This window comes from Saccharopolyspora endophytica, assembly GCF_018070075.1.
GTDB classification, from domain to species: Bacteria; Actinomycetota; Actinomycetes; order Mycobacteriales; family Pseudonocardiaceae; genus Saccharopolyspora; species Saccharopolyspora endophytica.
In genome coordinates this window covers 161,837-177,535 of the sequence record NZ_JAGPXE010000003.1, presented here as the reverse complement: position 1 = coordinate 177,535, position 15,699 = coordinate 161,837, and the positions used below count along the sequence as shown (strand labels likewise).

The 15,699-nt window shown below is 71.2% G+C and carries 13 protein-coding genes and 1 tRNA gene; 8 read left to right on the top strand and 6 right to left on the bottom strand.

Annotated elements, in window-relative coordinates; all coding sequences use genetic code 11:
* Positions 1 to 98: 98 nt before the first annotated feature.
* Positions 99 to 989, top strand: coding sequence for an SMP-30/gluconolactonase/LRE family protein (locus tag KBO27_RS08415; protein WP_210969413.1), 891 nt, complete (start codon positions 99 to 101; stop codon positions 987 to 989).
* Positions 990 to 1,255: 266 nt separating this feature from the next.
* On the opposite strand, the gene KBO27_RS08410 is transcribed toward KBO27_RS08415, so the two are convergent.
* Genes KBO27_RS08410 through KBO27_RS08400 form a run of 3 tightly spaced genes read right to left on the bottom strand, consistent with a single transcriptional unit; the run spans position 1,256 to position 4,304 of the window.
* A complete protein-coding gene (locus KBO27_RS08410) occupies positions 1,256 to 2,074 on the bottom strand; it encodes a carbohydrate ABC transporter permease (RefSeq protein ID WP_210969412.1) in 819 nt (272 codons plus the stop codon).
* Positions 2,074 to 3,009: a carbohydrate ABC transporter permease gene (locus tag KBO27_RS08405; protein ID WP_210969411.1), complete on the bottom strand. Its 936-nt coding sequence runs from the start codon at positions 3,007 to 3,009 to the stop codon at positions 2,074 to 2,076. The genes KBO27_RS08410 and KBO27_RS08405 overlap by 1 nt, the downstream gene beginning before the upstream one ends.
* On the bottom strand, positions 3,006 to 4,304 hold the full coding sequence (locus KBO27_RS08400; RefSeq protein WP_210969410.1) for an ABC transporter substrate-binding protein: 1,299 nt from the start codon (positions 4,302 to 4,304) through the stop codon (positions 3,006 to 3,008). Before KBO27_RS08400 ends, KBO27_RS08405 begins: the two co-directional genes overlap by 4 nt.
* Before the next feature lie 299 nt (positions 4,305 to 4,603).
* Between KBO27_RS08400 and KBO27_RS08395 the strand changes: the two genes are divergently transcribed.
* From KBO27_RS08395 to KBO27_RS08385, 3 genes are all read left to right on the top strand, one after another.
* On the top strand, positions 4,604 to 6,916 hold the full coding sequence (locus KBO27_RS08395) for a beta-xylosidase/alpha-l-arabinosidase (protein WP_210969409.1): 2,313 nt from the start codon (positions 4,604 to 4,606) through the stop codon (positions 6,914 to 6,916).
* A gap of 69 nt (positions 6,917 to 6,985) precedes the next feature.
* Complete coding sequence (locus KBO27_RS08390; RefSeq protein ID WP_307870295.1) at positions 6,986 to 8,008, top strand: LacI family DNA-binding transcriptional regulator; 1,023 nt, start codon at positions 6,986 to 6,988, stop codon at positions 8,006 to 8,008.
* A gap of 147 nt (positions 8,009 to 8,155) precedes the next feature.
* Complete coding sequence (locus tag KBO27_RS08385; protein ID WP_210969407.1) at positions 8,156 to 9,142, top strand: LLM class flavin-dependent oxidoreductase; 987 nt, start codon at positions 8,156 to 8,158, stop codon at positions 9,140 to 9,142.
* Between the two features lie 136 nt (positions 9,143 to 9,278).
* On the opposite strand, the gene KBO27_RS08380 is transcribed toward KBO27_RS08385, so the two are convergent.
* On the bottom strand, positions 9,279 to 10,286 hold the full coding sequence (locus KBO27_RS08380) for an ABC transporter substrate-binding protein (RefSeq protein WP_210969406.1): 1,008 nt from the start codon (positions 10,284 to 10,286) through the stop codon (positions 9,279 to 9,281).
* A 60-nt stretch (positions 10,287 to 10,346) separates the two neighbouring features.
* On the opposite strand from KBO27_RS08380, the gene KBO27_RS08375 reads away from it, so the two are divergent.
* The 4 genes from KBO27_RS08375 to selD all read left to right on the top strand — a co-directional run bounded on the left by KBO27_RS08375 (position 10,347) and on the right by selD (position 13,490).
* Positions 10,347 to 11,276 (top strand): siderophore-interacting protein, encoded by a 930-nt coding sequence (locus tag KBO27_RS08375; RefSeq protein WP_210969405.1) that lies wholly within the window; start codon positions 10,347 to 10,349, stop codon positions 11,274 to 11,276.
* 71 nt (positions 11,277 to 11,347) lie between these two features.
* Positions 11,348 to 12,331 (top strand): sigma-70 family RNA polymerase sigma factor, encoded by a 984-nt coding sequence (locus tag KBO27_RS08370; protein WP_210969404.1) that lies wholly within the window; start codon positions 11,348 to 11,350, stop codon positions 12,329 to 12,331.
* Between the two features lie 37 nt (positions 12,332 to 12,368).
* Positions 12,369 to 12,463, top strand: a tRNA-Sec gene (locus KBO27_RS08365).
* Between the two features lie 28 nt (positions 12,464 to 12,491).
* Positions 12,492 to 13,490 (top strand): selenide, water dikinase SelD, encoded by a 999-nt coding sequence (selD, locus tag KBO27_RS08360; RefSeq protein WP_210969403.1) that lies wholly within the window; start codon positions 12,492 to 12,494, stop codon positions 13,488 to 13,490.
* A gap of 10 nt (positions 13,491 to 13,500) precedes the next feature.
* Here the strand turns inward: selD and KBO27_RS08355 are convergent, their stop codons facing one another.
* Together KBO27_RS08355 and KBO27_RS08350 are read right to left on the bottom strand one after the other, a co-directional pair.
* Positions 13,501 to 14,244, bottom strand: a complete 744-nt coding sequence (locus KBO27_RS08355) for an SDR family oxidoreductase (protein WP_210969402.1) — start codon at positions 14,242 to 14,244, stop codon at positions 13,501 to 13,503.
* 65 nt (positions 14,245 to 14,309) lie between these two features.
* Positions 14,310 to 15,638, bottom strand: a complete 1,329-nt coding sequence (locus KBO27_RS08350) for a carboxypeptidase regulatory-like domain-containing protein (RefSeq protein ID WP_246536592.1) — start codon at positions 15,636 to 15,638, stop codon at positions 14,310 to 14,312.
* Positions 15,639 to 15,699: the final 61 nt, after the last annotated feature.

Here is a 15,699-nt window from a genome sequence, read left to right as displayed (position 1 = left end):
CTCGGGGGACCGAGGCTCGCCCGCTCTTCGCGCGGGCTGACAACCCACCTGCCTGCGCGCATACTCCGGGTTGACGTCAACGGTGACGAGGTGGAGCGATGGACCGCGACATCAGCACGGTGGCCGACGGTTTCTCCTTCCTGGAGTGCCCGCGCTGGCACGACGGCAGGCTGTGGGTGTCGGACTTCTACACCCACCGGGTGGTGGCCACCGACGGCCGCGGCGCGGTCGAGGAGGTCGCCGAGGTCCCGGGGCAGCCCGCGGGAATCGGGTTCCTGCCGGACGGGCGCGCTCTGATCGCGTCGATGCGGGACAAGCGGTTGCTGGTGCGCGAGACCGACGGACGGCTGACCGAGCACGCGGACCTCTCGGGGCTCGCTCCGGGCGTGCTCAACGACATGCTCGTCGACGAGCGCGGCCGCGCCTACGTCGGCGACTTCGGTTTCGACCTGATGGCCGGCGCCCCGATGCGCGACACGGGGCTGACCCGCGTCGACCCTGACGGGACGGCGACCTCGGTGGCCGAGGACCTGCGCTTCCCGAACGGGATGGTGCTGCTGCCGGGCGGTGTTCTGGTGGTGGCGGAGACGTTCGCCGGGCGTCTCACCGCGTTCGACGTCGCCGAGGACGGGTCGCTGCGCGACCGCCGGGTGTGGGCCGCGTTCGGCGAGGCCCCGGACACCGATGACGTCGAGCAGGCCCTGGGCGCGCTGGCGGTCGGGCCGGACGGCCTCTGCTCGGACGCCGAGGGGGCGATCTGGGTCGCCGACGCGCTGCACGCCCGGGTGCTCCGGGTCCGCGAGGGCGGCGAGGTTCTCGACGAGATCAGCACGGGCGCGGGCGTTTTCGCCTGCATGCTCGGTGGCGAGGACGGCCGGACGCTGTTCCTGTGCACGGCACCGTCCTTCGCCGAGCACGAGCGCCGACCGGCCCGCGAGGCCGAGCTGCGCGCGGTGCGGGTCGAGGTGCCGCGCGCCGGACTGCCGTGAGGGCGGGGCCGGCCGCCTGCGCCGACGGCCGGCCCCAGCGGACCACGCCGACACCGGATCCTGGTCCTTGAGGGGCGGATCGCGGTGGGGCGTAACCGAGCATGCCGCGGGTGGCGACGATGGTCACCGCGGCCGCGACCTGCCGCGGGACGACCGCGCCGACCGGCGGGTCTCGGCGGTGCTGCGCTACCTCGACCGCTCCCCGATCCGACCGCGCTGACGGTGCCGGTCGGCGGCCTGCCCCTGGCCGCCGACCGGCACGGTTCTCACTTGCCCGCGCCCGCGGTGAGTCCGGCGATCATGAACCGTCGGCCGAGGATGTAGAGCACCAGCACCGGGATCGCCGAGAGCACCACACCGGCCATGATGGCGGGAACGTTGACGGTGTACTGGCCCTGGAACTGCCACAGCATCACGGGCAGCATCGCGGTCTCCTCGCGCTGGGTGAGGATCAGCGGGAACAGCAGCCCGTTCCACACCTGCAGCGCCTGGTAGATGCCCACCGCCAGCAGCGCCGGACGCGACAGCGGCAGGACGAGGTCCACCAGCACCCGCATCTGCCCCGCGCCGTCCAGGCACATCGACTCGTAGAGCTCCTCGGGGATGTCGCGCAGGAAGTTGCTGAGGATCAGCACCGACAGCGGCATCGCGAAGGCGATCGCGGGCAGGATGATCGCCAGCAGGCTGTCGTAGAGCCCGGCCTCCACGATCATCACGTACACCGGGATGATCGTGGCCTGCAGCGGGATCGCCAGTCCTGCCAGGAACATCCGGAACAGCCACTGGTGTCGGCGTCGCTTTCCGCGCACCACGACGTAGGCGGCGGGCAGCGCGACGAGCAGCACCACCACGACGGTCAGCCCGGTGGTGAGCAGGCTGTTGAACAGGAACTTCAAGAACCCGTCGGAGAACACCAGCCCGTAGTTCTCCAACGTCGGGGAACCGGGCAGCGACAACGGGTTCGCGCCGGTGGTGTCCTCCTGGGCCCGCAGGCTGGTGACCACCACGTAGTACAGCGGCACGGCCACCACCAGCGCCCACAGCAGGGCCGCGGCGTTGGGCAGCAGACCTCTGATTCGCAGCATCACGCGCCCTCCTGGTCGCTGCGCATCCGGGCGAAGCCGGAGTACTTGGTCAGTCCCAGCGACAGCGCGGTGCCGAGCGCCACCAGCAGCAGCGCGATCGCGCTGGCGTATCCGAGCTGGTACTGCTGGAAACCGGTGACGTACATGTTCACCGGCAGGATCCGGGTGGCGTCGCCCGGTCCGCCTTCGCTGAGCACGTAGAACAGGTCGAAGTAGGTCAGCGAGCCCACCAGCATCAGGGTGCTGGAGGTGACGATGGTGTTGCGCAGCTGCGGCAGCGTGATCAGGAAGAACCGCTGCACCGGCCCGGCTCCGTCGAGTTCGGCGGCTTCGTAGAGCTGCGCGGGGATCTGCCGCACGCCGGCCTGGTAGATCAGCGTGTGGAACGGGATGAACTGCCAGGACACCACGAAGATGAGCGTGAACAGCGCCAGGTTCGCGTCACCGAGCAGGTTCAGGCCAGGCAGGCCGAGCGCGGGCAGCACGCCGAACTCCGGGTCGACGAGGTTGCGCCACACGATGCCGATGCCGGTGGACGACAGCACCAGCGGCAGGAAGAACAGCGCGGCGAGCACCGCCCGGTGCCGCTGCTGCCCGGCGACGTAGACGCCGAGCAGGATGCTGATGGGCGTTTGCACGACCCAGCACAGGATCATCACCTGCAGCGACACCCACACCGAGTGCCACATGCCGGAGTCGGAGGCGAGCTTGCCCCAGTTCTCCGCGGCGTTGAGCTCGGGCGCGGAGATGCCGTTCCAGTCCATCATGGACAGCACGATCACCACGACGATGGGCGCGACGACGAACGCCGCGAAGAACACCAGCGCGGGCGCGGCGAACCAGGTGGAGGGTTCGGTCCAGTGCCGCGCGGAGCGGCCCCGTCGTTCGGTGGTGGTCGGCGGCGCCGTGGGGCGCAGCGCCTCGGTGGCGGTCATCGCGAGGACTCCTCCATCAGCTGGGAGAACTCTTCCGGGCTGATCTGGTCGAGGAACAGCTTCTGCAGGTTGATCAGCACGTTCTGGGCGGGACCGGGCGGCAGCGCCTGGTCCCAGGACTGCTGGAAGTGCGGTGCGTTCTTGGCCAGGTCGTAGACGAAGGTCATGAAGTCGGCGTCCTCGGAGGCGCGCAGCTGGTCCTCGATACCGGTCACCGGCGGGACGTCGCCGCGCTTCAGACGGCCCTCGGTGAAGGCGTCGCTGGAGAGCTCCTGGCGCAGGAACTCCACCGCTTCCCGCTGGTCGGGGCCCGCGGTCGCGGACATGAAGGTGGTGGGGTTGCCGACGAGGTTGGCCGGATCGCCCTTGCCGCCTTCCACAGCGGGGAACGGCGCCCAGCCGAGATGCCCTTCGCGGACCCACTTCTCGTCGTCGCCGAGCAGGTCGGAGTAGCCGGAACCGAGGTGGACCATCATCGCCGCGCGTTCGCCGGCCACCAGCGTGCGCTGCTGGCCGAGCTCGGCGCTGGTGGAGGCGAAGGCGTTGCCGAACGCCCCTCTGCGCACGAGGTCCTGCAGCATGGTGTTGGCCTTGATGATGTCGGGGTTGAGCCACGCTCCGGGCTTGCCCTCGACCACGTCCCGGAAGGCCTCCGGCCCCGCGACCCGGTCGACGATGGCCTCCTCCCACATCAGGTAGGTCCAGGAGTCCGCGCCGCCCAGCGCGATCGGCAGGACGCCCGCCTGCTGGAACCGCGGGATCTGGTCGAGCAGCTCGCCCCAGGTGCGCGGCGGCTGCAGGCCGACCCGGGCGAAGACGTCCTTGTTGAAGTACAGCAGGACGGGCTGGATCCCGCCGACGGGGATGCCGTAGGTGCCGCCGTTGATGTCGACGGGGCTCATCACGCTGGGCAGGAAGTTCTGCCGCCACTCGGGGTGTTCGCGCATCGCCGGGCCGAGGTCGGCGACCTTGCCCGCGTCGATGAACGCCTGCAGCGCGCCCCCGCCCCAGCCGAAGAAGGTGTCCGGCGGCGTGCCGGAACCCATCGAGACCCAGAGCTTGTTCTTGTAGGGGTCGTTCTGGAAGAACTGGGTCTGCATGCGGCGACCGGTTCGCTGCTGGAACTTCTCGCCCTCGGCGGGCATCAGCTCTTCCTCACCACCGCCGCTGATCGCCCAGGTGGTGACCACGTCGGCGCTGCCCTCGCTCGGCGGCAGCAGCACGGCGCAGCCGGTGGAGGTCAGCGCGAACGCCAGCGCCGCACCCATCGCGCACAGACGTCGCAGTCCACGCATCGTCAACTCCCGTCGCACCGTTGCGGACCTTCCGGAGTCCCGGGGCCGGTGTGCACGCGGTCACACCCGGCTTCCGGTCGGCGAGACCGTACCGCAGCGTCGAAGCGATCTACAAGACCGAGTTTCCAAAACTTTCACGCTGTGCTCGATCCGTGATTTATCGGCCCCAATGCAGGACTTTCGATGAACCATGTGGCAATCTGTCGAACGTTGCACCCCTGGTCGACCGCGACGCTGGCCGAAACTGTTTCGAAATCCTCGTCCGGACGACCGCCCCACCACGACGGGAGTCGCCGCACATGCCGCAGTCGCGCCCGACCGAGGACCGCCAGCCCTACCGCGATCCCGCACTACCGGTCGAGGAGCGGGTCGCCGACCTGGTGTCCCGCATGACGCTGGAGGAGAAGCTCAACCAGCTCGTCGGGATGTGGATCTACGTCTCAGGAGCCGAGGAACGCGTCGCGCCGCACCAGGAGGACTTCGCCGACGACACCCCGCCCTGGGACGAGATGATCAAGAACGGGCTGGGGCAGCTCACCCGCGTCTTCGGCAGCGCGCCCATCGAACCGGCCGAGGGCGCCGCCGCGCTGACCCGCCTGCAACGCGAGATCACCGGGTCCAGCCGGTTCGGCATCCCGGCCGTGGCGCACGAGGAGTGCCTGGCCGGTTTCACCGCCTGGGGCGCCACCGCCTACCCGGTTCCGCTGTCCTGGGGCGCCTCCTTCGACCCGGACCTGGTCGGCGAGATGGCCGCGAGCATCGGCGCCGACATGCGGTCGGTGGGCGTGCACCAGGGCCTGGCGCCGGTCCTCGACGTGGTGCGGGACCTGCGGTGGGGACGGGTCGAGGAGACCATCGGCGAGGACCCCTACCTGATCGGCGCGGTCGGCTCCGCCTACGTCGCCGGCCTCGAGTCCAGCGGAATCGTGGCCACCCTCAAGCACTTCGCGGGCTACTCCGCCTCCCGCGCCGGCCGCAACCTGGCGCCGGTGAGCATGGGTCCGCGCGAGTTCGCCGACGTCGTCCTGCCGCCGTTCGAGATGGCGCTGCGGCTGGGCGGTGCCCGCTCGGTCATGCACTCCTACACCGACGTCGACGGCATGCCCTCGGCCGCCGACGAGGCGCTGCTGACCGATCTGCTGCGCGACGAACTGGGTTTCACCGGAACAGTCGTCGCCGACTACTTCGGCGTGTCGTTCCTGCACAAGCTGCACGGCGTCGCCGACGGACCCGGGACGGCGGGCGCGACCGCGCTGCGCGCCGGGGTGGACGTGGAGCTGCCCAACGCCCGCTGCTACGTCGAGCCGCTGGCGCAGCTGGTGCGCTCCGGCGAGGTCGACGAGGCGCTGGTGGACCGGGCGCTGACCCGGGTGCTCGACCAGAAGGTCGAGCTGGGCCTGCTGGATCCCGACTGGTCGCCGGAGGTCGCGCAACCGCGCGAGTTCGACTCCGCGCGCAACCGGGACCTGGCCCGGCGACTGGCCGAGGAATCGGTGGTGCTGGTGGCCAACGACGGCACCTTGCCGGTGCGCGAACCCGGCGGGGTGGCGCTGGTGGGCCCGCTGGCCGACGACCCGTTCGCGCTGCTGGGCTGCTACTCGTTCCCGGCGCACATCGGCGTGTCCTACCCGGACTGGCCCAACGGCATCGACCTGCCGACCTTCCGCGACGAGATCGCCCGCATCGCCACCCATGTCGACCACGTCAAGGGCTGCGACCTCCCCTCCGGCGGCGCCGACTTCGACGCGGCGCGCGCCGCCGCGGCCGACGCGGACCTGTGCGTCGCGGTGGTGGGCGACCGGGCCGGCCTGTTCGGACGCGGCACCTCAGGCGAGGGCTGCGACGCCGCCGACCTGCGGCTGCCCGGCGACCAGGAAGCGCTGGTGGAGCAGCTGCTGGAGACCGGAACACCCGTGGTGCTGGTGGTTTCCAGCGGTCGCCCGTACGCGCTGGGCAGGTTCGCCGACCGGGTCGCGGCCGTGGTGCAGGTGTTCTTCCCGGGGGAGGCCGGTGCTGCGGCGCTCGCCGACGTGCTGACCGGCGAGGTCAACCCGTCGGGCCGGTTGCCGGTGTCGATCCCGGCCACCCCGGGCGGCAACCCGGGCACGTACCTGACCGCTCCCCTGGGCGCGGCCAGCGAGGTCAGCTCGCTGGACCCGACGGCGCTGTTCCCGTTCGGCCACGGCCTGTCCTACACGACCTTCGCCTACTCGGACCTGGCGATCAGCGCCGGGGAGGTCGCCACCGACGGCTCGGTGGACGTCTCGTGCTCGGTCACCAACACCGGCGACCGCGATGGCGACGAGGTCGTGCAGCTCTACCTGCGCGACCCCGTCGCGCAGGTGACCCGGCCGGTCCGCCAGCTGACCGGTTTCAAGCGGGTTTCGGTGCCCGCGGGCGAGTCCCGCACGGTGTCGTTCCACCTGCACGCGGACCGCACCGCCTACACCGGCGCGCGCGGCAAGCGGATCGTCGACCCCGGGCTGATCGAGGTCCACGTGGGCGGCGACAGCGCGCACGCCCGGCTGTCCGGCGAGTTCCGGCTGGTCGGCGAGGTGCGGGAGGTCGGAGCCGACCGCGTCCTGGACACCCCGGTGACGGTGACGTCGTGAGGTGATCGGGTGCGGGCGGTTGCTCCGAAACTTTCAGGTACGGTGACGTCGGTCGAGCGAGGAGGCAGGGTGGCTGAGGCGAAGAAGAGCCGCGTGACGATCAGCGACATCGCGCGGGAGGCCGGCGTCTCGGTCCCGACGGTCTCGAAGGTCCTCAACGGACGTCCGGAGGTCGCCGCCCACACCCGGGAACGGGTCGAGAAGCTCATCACCCGCCACAACTACTCGCGGCGGGCCAACCACGGCAGCGGGCGCGCGGGGCTGATCGACCTCGTCTTCCACACCCTCGACAACGAGTGGGTGCTGGAGATAGTGCGGGGCGTCGAGAGCGTCACCCACGACGCCGGGGTGGGCATGGTGGTCTCGGCGGTGCACGACGGCCGCAAGACCGAACGCGCGTGGCTGGACAACCTCACCTCGCGCCGGTCGGACGGCATCATCCTGGCCGTCACCGAGCTCGGCCCGCGGCACGCGGAGCAGCTGCACGGCCTCGGCGTCCCGGTGATCATCATCGACTCGCTCGGCCAGCCCGACCCTCGGGTGGCGTCGGTGGGCGCGACGAACTGGAGCGGCGCCCGCGCCGCCGTCGAGCACCTCATCGAGCAGGGCCACGAGCGCATCGGTTTCATCGGCGGCCCACCGCAGTTGCAGTGCTCGGTCGCGCGGCTCGACGGCTACCGCTCCGCGCTGATGGCGGCGGGCATCCCGGTCGCCGACGAGCTGATCGCCGACGGCGACTTCACCCACGACCGGGGCCAGGACGCCGCGGGCGAGCTGCTGGCCCTGGCGGAGCCGCCGACGGCGATCTTCGCCGCCAACGACCAGCAGGCGCTGGGCGCCTACCGGACCGTCGAGCAGCGCGGGCTGCGCATCCCCGACGACATCAGCGTCATCGGCTTCGACAACCTGCCGATGGCGCAGTGGATCTCGCCCGCGCTGACCACGGTCGACCAGCCGGTCGCGACGATGGCGGCCGAGGCGGCGCGGATGGTGCTGCGGCACGCCGAAACCGGGCGCTTCGAGACCAACCGCGTCGAACTGGCCACCGACCTGGTCCTGCGCGCCAGCACCGGTCCCGGCCCGAAGGCCTGACGCACCGCGCCCGCCCGGGCACACCGCGCATCGGGGACCAGATCACACGGCTTCCGGGAAATATCGGGAGTCGGCGACGCGTTGCCACCAGGGTGGCCGGGACGACGGGTCCCGGACCGTGGCGCGTGTGGAAAGGCTGATCCTGTCGTGACTGTGGCTCTCTCCGTTCTCGATCTGGCGCACATCGGCGAGGGGGAGACCGCCGCGGACAGCTTCACCGCCAGCGTCGACATGGCCCAACGCGCCGAGCGGTGGGGCTACCACCGCATCTGGTACGCCGAGCACCACAACATGCCGACCATCGCCTCCTCGGCGACGAGCGTCCTGATCGGCCACGTCGCGTCCCAGACCAGCACGATCCGGCTGGGCGCGGGCGGGATCATGCTGCCCAACCACTCGCCGCTGACCATCGCCGAGCAGTTCGGCACGCTCGAAACCCTGTTCCCGGGCCGGATCGACCTCGGTCTGGGTCGCGCGCCCGGCAGCGACCAGCGCACGATGCGGGCGCTGCGCCGCGATCCCACCTCGGCCGACGCCTTCCCGCAGGACGTGCTGGAGCTGCAGGGCTACCTGGCCGGCGAGACCCGCATCGCCGGGGTCAACGCCACACCCGGCTACGGCACGAAGGTGCCGCTGTACGTGCTGGGTTCGTCGATGTTCGGCGCGCAGCTGGCCGCCCTGCTGGGTCTCCCCTACGCTTTCGCCTCGCACTTCGCCCCGGACGCGCTGGAGGCGGCGACCTCGCACTACCGGCGCGAGTTCCAGCCTTCGGCGCAGCTGTCGGAGCCCCACGTCATCGCCGGGGTCAACGTGATCGCGGCGGACACCACCGAGTACGCCCAGCAGCAGCTCCTGGAGGCCAAGCGCTACCGCGCGGGCCGGATGCTGGCCCAGGGCCGCAACCTCAGCACCGAGGAGATCGACGCCCTGCTGGCCTCCCCCGCCGGCCGCCAGATCGAGGGGATGACCCGCTACAGCGCGGTCGGCACCCCGGCCGAGGTGGACGACTACCTCGACAAGTTCGCCAAGCAGGCCCAGGCCGACGAGCTCATGGTCGTCTCCTCGGCCGTCGACCGGGCCGCCTGGCTGCGCTCCCTGGAGCTCCTCGCCGACGTCCGCGGCCTCGGCGACTGACAGCGCCCCGGCTCGCTCCCGGTCGCGAAGTCACTGGGAGCGGGCGGTTTTGGCCCGAACCGTCCGGGCATCGATCACGGACGGTTCGGACCACCGCCGAGTGCCCACCCCCTGCCACGAGCACCCGAGAACGAGATCAGGCGGCCAGCCGGGATTCGAGCTGGTCGGCGAGCTCGTTCATGATCTCGGCGTAGCTCGCGTGGCTCATCGGGGCGACGGCGTCCCACTCGACGAACCGGTCCGCGCTCGCCGCGGGTGTGGCGGCGAAGACGGGGTTCTGCTTCATCTGCTCGGGCGTCATCGACGCCGACCGGGCGTCCCAGAGCATGATGTCGCCGGGATAGGCGTTGGCCTTCTCCCAGGACAGCCGCTCGAAGTAGCCGCCGCCGGCCTGGTCGGGGTTGGCGGGCGTGGTGATCGGCAGGCCGAGTTCCTGGACGTAGTAGTCCAGGTCGGGGTTGCGGGCGGGCACGACGACGAAGAACTCCTCCTTCGTGCCGCCGATCGCCAGGATCGACTTGCCCTCGGCCTTCATCCGCGCGCCGATGTCGCGCAGCCGGGACGCGGCGGCGTGGAACGCCTGCTCGTCGGCCTTGACCTTCGGTGACTCCACGTTCGCGCCCAGCGCGCGGGCGAGCTCCTTGTACTTGTCGATCGCGGCGGGCAGCGCGATGCCGGACTGCTGCACGCCCGCGGTCGGCACGATCTGCTTGACCTTCTGCTCCTGGTCCTCGACCAGGTGCCACAGGCCCGGGTACTCGGCGTACTTGCCGCTGACCAGCAGGTCCGGGTGCAGCGAGGCGAGCCGTTCCAGGTTGACCTCGCCGTAGCCCGGGCCGGTGACGTCGGTGACCGCTTTGGGGTCGAGGCTGCCGGCCTCGGGTTCGACCGAACCGTCGTCGCGCACCAGCGGACCGAAGGTCCCGGCGATCTTGACGCCGAAGTCCTGCAGCGCGGCACCGGCCGAGACCTGGGCGACGATCTGCTGCGGGGGCTCGGGGCGGGTCACCGTGATGCCGCGGTCATCGGTGTAGGACCAGCCGTCGCCGGCCTGTTCGGGCTGCGATGATCCGCACGCGGACAGCGTGCCGATGGCGGCGAGCGAGACCGCGGTCAGCGCGGCGGCCCGGATCGTGTGACGCAAGGTCGACCTCCCATGATTCTAAGGCTAGGCTAACCTAGCACCACCACGGGGAGGTTTCGGATGACAGTCGCACGAACCGGACGTATCGCCAGCGCGAAGCCGGAATACCGCCTCTTCCCGGTCGAGGTGACCCGGGTGCGGCGGCTCGGCCCCAGCTTCGTGCGGATCACCTTCGGCGGCGCCTGCCTGTCCGGGTTCGGGTTCGGCGGTCACGATCAGCGCATCAAGATCGTGCTGCCCAAGCCGGGCCGCGCGCTCGACGACTTCCCCGAGGGCGACGACTGGTACCCGCGCTGGCTGGACCTGCCCGACGACGTCCGGCCCGACCTGCGGACCTACACCGTCCGCGACTACCGGTCCCACGCGCAGGAGGTCGACGTCGACTTCGTGCTGCACGGGCTCGACGACGGCCACGCCGGTCCCGCCTCCACCTTCGCCGCCGCCGCGCGGCCCGGCCAGGTCATCGGCCTGTTCGCGCCGGACCGGCCCGGCTCGGGCCGGATGTGGGGCTGCGAGTGGTCTCCCCCGGCCTCCGCCGACCGCCTGGTGCTGGCCGGCGACGAGACCGCCGTGCCCGCGCTCGCGGCCATCGTGGAATCGCTGCCCGCCGACGCGCGCGGCGTGGTCTGCGTCGAGGTCCCCGACGGCGGCGACCAGCAGGAGTGGGCACGCCCCGCCGGGGTGGACGTCCGCTGGTACCCGCGCGCCGGAGCACCGCACGGCAAGCACCTCACCGAGGGCGTGGCCGAGGCGCTGCGCGAACTGCGCCCGGTCCGCGACACCTCCCCGCGGGCGTCCGAGCTCGACGACGTCGACGTCGACACCGGGGTGCTCTGGGAGGTGCCGGAAGGCGCGACCGGCTCGATCTACGGGTTCCTGGCGGGTGAGGCGGGCGTGATCAGGCGGCTGCGCCGATTGCTGATCGACGAGCACGGCGTCCCCAAGCAGGCGGTGGCGTTCATGGGCTATTGGCGCGAAGGTCGTTGTTGACCCTTTTGTCGGTCTAGCGCGCTAGCGTCTTCGGCATCGGGTCGGGCCACCTCACACCGAAGGACAGCGCCATGCCAGTCACCTCGACCGCGCCAACCGACGACTTCGTCGCGCAGGCGGACTCCTACCGCCGGGAACTGATCGCGCACTGCTACCGGATGCTGGGATCTCTGCAGGACGCGGAGGACCTCGTTCAGGAGACCTACCTCAAGGCGTGGCGGTCCTACGACCGCTTCGAGGGCCGCAGTTCGGTCCGCACCTGGCTGTACAAGATCGCCACGACGACCTGCCTGACCGCGCTGGAGAGCCGCAAGCGACGTCCGCTGCCCAGCGGTCTGGGCGCTCCGGCCGACGACGTGCCGCACGAGAAGGTCGTCGAGTCCGGCGAAGTGCCGTGGCTGCAGCCGATCCCGGACGGGATGATCGCCGACACCGCCACCGACCCGGCTTCGATCGTGGGGCTTCGGGAGAGCACGCGACTGGCGTTCATCGCCGCCCTGCAGCACCTGCCCGCGCGGCAGCGGGCGGTGCTGATCCTGCGCGACGTCCTCAAGTGGCGGGCTGCGGAGGTCGCCGCCGCCCTGGAGATCTCCACCGCCGCGGTCAACAGCGTGCTGCAGCGCGCCCGCGCCCAGATCGCCGACATCTCCCCGACCGAGGAGGACCGGCCGCAACCGCTGACCGCCGAGCAGGAGCGGCTGCTGGAGCGCTACGTGGCCGCGTTCGAGGCCAAGGACGTGTCGACGATCGTGGACCTGTTCACCGCGGAGGCCGTCTGGGAGATGCCTCCCTTCCGGCTGTGGGTGCGTGGCGGCGAGCGGATCGCGCAGCTCAACGCCAGGCAGTGCCCCGCCGGGCCGGATGGGCTGCGGCTGCGCCACACCCGCGCCAACGGGCAGCTGGCCTTCGGCGTCTACATCCGCGGCGACGACGACGTGTTCCGCCCCTTTCAGCTGCACGTGCTCGAACTCGGCCAAACGCGGGTCGAGCACGTGGTGTGCTTCTTCGACGTGGACTTCGCCAAGTTCGGCCTCCCGGAGTCGGTGACCGACTGATCTGTGCTGATCGGCATTACCTCCTACAGTGGGCGCCGGAGACGTCAGGGGTCTGGTGGCCCCCACGGCCTTCAAAGCCGATGGCGCCGAGCACCTCGGCGCGGCGGGTTCGATTCCCGTCCGTCTCCGCCAACTCGTTCCCCGACCGCGAGGGATGTCGATGGGCGGCTACCGGCTCACGCAGTACGCGCACGGCGGCGGATGCGCCTGCAAGATCCCGCCGGGCGAGCTGGAGGAGGTCGTCGGCGGGCTAATGCCGGAGGTCGCCGAGCCGAACGCGAAGCTGCTGGTCGGGTTGGACACCGGCGACGACGCCGCCGTGGTGTGCACCGACGAGGGCACCGGGATCGTGGTGACCACGGACTTCTTCACGCCCGTGGTCGACGACGCGTTCGACTGGGGGCGGATCGCGGCGGCCAACGCGCTGTCCGATGTGTACGCGATGGGCGCGACACCGCTGCTCGGGGTGAACCTGCTCGGCTGGCCTCGGGACGTGCTGCCGTTCGAGCTGGCCGGTGAGGTGCTGCGCGGCGGCTCGGAGATCGCGGCCGCGGCCGGGTGTCACCTGGGCGGCGGGCACAGCGTCGACGACCCGGAACCCAAGTACGGGCTGGCGGTGACCGGTCTGGTGGACCCCGACCGGATGCTGCGCAACGACGCGGCCCGGCCGGGTCTGCCGCTGACGCTGACCAAACCGCTGGGCATCGGAGTCCTCAACACCCGGCACAAGCAGACCGGCGAGCGGTTCGCCCACGCCGTGGCGGCGATGACCGAGCTCAACCGGGACGCCTCGAAGGCGGCGCTGCGCTCCGGCGCGGTGTGCGCCACGGACGTCACCGGTTTCGGGCTCCTCGGGCACCTATTCAAGACGATGCGCGCCTCCGGCACGACGGCCGAGCTCGACGTCGCGGCGGTGCCCTACCTGGAGGGCGCCAGGGAGGCCGTGCGCGACGGGTACGTCAGCGGAGGCACCCGCCGCAACCTCGACTGGGTGAGGCCCCACCTGGACCCGGGAGGCACCAGCGCCGAAGACCTCTTCCTGCTCGCCGACGCCCAAACCTCGGGCGGTCTCCTGGTGGTGGGCGAGGTCCCCGGCTCCCCGGTGATCGGCCACGTGCTGCCCGCCCGGCCCGACGACATCCGAATCACCCTCCGCTGAACCACGTTTCCTAGCCGCGGCCGATGAAGGGCATGGTGGTGGCGGTGATGGTCATGAACTGGACGTTGGCGTTGAGCGGAAGCCCGGCCATGTAGAGCACGGCGTCGGCGACGTGCTGCGGGTCGAAGGTGGGTTCGGGACGCACCGATCCGTCGGCCTGGGCGGCGCCGGTGGCGATGCCGGAGGTCATGTCGGTGGCGGCGTTGCCGATGTCGATCTGGCCGCAGGCGATGTCGTGCGCGCGGCCGTCGAGCGAGATCGACTTGGTCAGCCCGGTGATCGCGTGCTTGGTCGTCGTGTAGGCGACGCTGCGCGGCCGGGGCGCGTGGGCGGAGATCGAGCCGTTGTTGATGATGCGCCCGCCGCGCGGGTCCTGGTCCTTCATGATCCGGAACGCGTGGTGGGCGCACAGGTACGAGCCGGTCAGGTTCGCCTGCACCACGGCGTTGAAGTCCGCTGCCGGCAGCTGGCCGACGTCACCGGCGGGACCGAACGTGCCGGCGTTGTTGACCAGCAGGTCCAGCCGCCCCCACCGCTCGCGGACGCCGTCGAACAGGGCCGCCACCGAGTCGGGATCGGTGACGTCGGTGGGCACGACCGCGGCGCCCGCGGCGTCGCCGGCCGCCTCGGTCAACGGCTCGGCGCGACGCCCGGCCAGCGCCACCCCGTACCCCTCGTCCAGCAGCGCTCGGGCGATCACCCGCCCCAGCCCCGAACCGGCACCCGTCACGACCGCGACCCGCGTGTTGCTCATGGCCTCATTGTCACCTCTCGCCGACCGACCGCCGATCAGCCCCCGCGGCCGGTCGGCGCTCTCGGCTACCTCCGGGTCGCCCCGGCGCGCTCGGACGGCAGCTCGAAGTCCTGGCCCTCGACGCGTCCCGGGCGGATCCTGACCCGATCCACGGCGGGCCGCCTGCCCGGGGCGGAGACCACGACGGTCGCGAAACCCTCCGGCAGGTCGTGGACCTCGTACTCGCCCACCGGCGAGGCGACGAGGCGGGCCAGCTGCAGGCCGGACTGGTCGGTGATGGTCAGGACCGCGCCGGGAACCGGGGTTCCCGCGCTGTCGCGCACGGCGCCGGAAAGGGTGCGGTGCCTGCGGGGTTTCGGCGCCTCGAACACCGGGTCCAGCACCACGCCGTCGTCGTCCTCGTGCTCGTAGGTGCCGGCTGCCGTCACCGCCTCCGGGTCGGCTCCGGTCTTGCGCCGCACCCACCACAGGTGGCCGACGACCAGCGCGATGCCGAAGGCGAACCAGCAGCACAGCCCGAGGATGCCGCGCGCAGCGCCGACGCCGTCGAAGTAGAGGATGCCGCGCATCGAGTCGACCGCCTGCCCGAGGGGCAGAACCCCGTGCAGCGCCTGGAAGAACGGCGGCACCAGTTCCTTCGGGATCGCACCGCCCGAGGACGGCATGCTCAGCAGCACGAACAGCCCCATCGCCACACCGGGCAGGAACTGCTTGACGAACGGCACGAGCCCGAACGACGTCCACCCCACGGCTTGGGTCAGCAGGAAACCGACCAGCAGCAGCGACAGCTGGTTGTAGATCACGCCCATGGACAGCGCCGCCGTGTAGCAGACGATCGAGGCGAACGCGCCGACCCCGACCAGGGCGGCGAGCTTCTGGCGGGTGCGCAGTTCGGCGCGCAGCAACATCATCACCGTGACGTAAGGCGGGATGTTCATCGCCAGCAGGCAGTAGAGCAGGCCGGTGCCCATCACGTCACCGGGTGCCGACGGTGCGAGGTCGGTGAGCACCAGGTGGTGTCCGGTGGCTGCGGCGACCGGGGTGAAGATCTGCTGCAGGATCATCATCAGCGCCGAGCCGTTGGCCTTGGCGTAGAGCAGTTCGCCGCTGCCGGGGTCATAACCGGCGACGGCCTCGCGCTGGGTGATGGCGTCGCGCGCGCGGGCCTCGTCGGGGACCGGGGTGATGTCGAAGCCGCCGGGCATGCGCGCGTGGAAGGTCGCGGCGAGCTGGTGCGCGGCCTGGTCCCCGACGACCACGACGGGCATGTCGTGGGGTTTCGGGGCGTGCATCGGCAGCAGGTAGCAGAGCATGAACCCGCAGATGAAGAACGCGGGGAACCACAGGGTGCTGACCAGCGTGCGGACCGTCGAGGGCGGCTGTGCCTCGGTCAAGGAACCTCCTTCTTCGCGACGCGGGAGAACGGTTGCGTCGAACAACCATTAGCAATGCTAA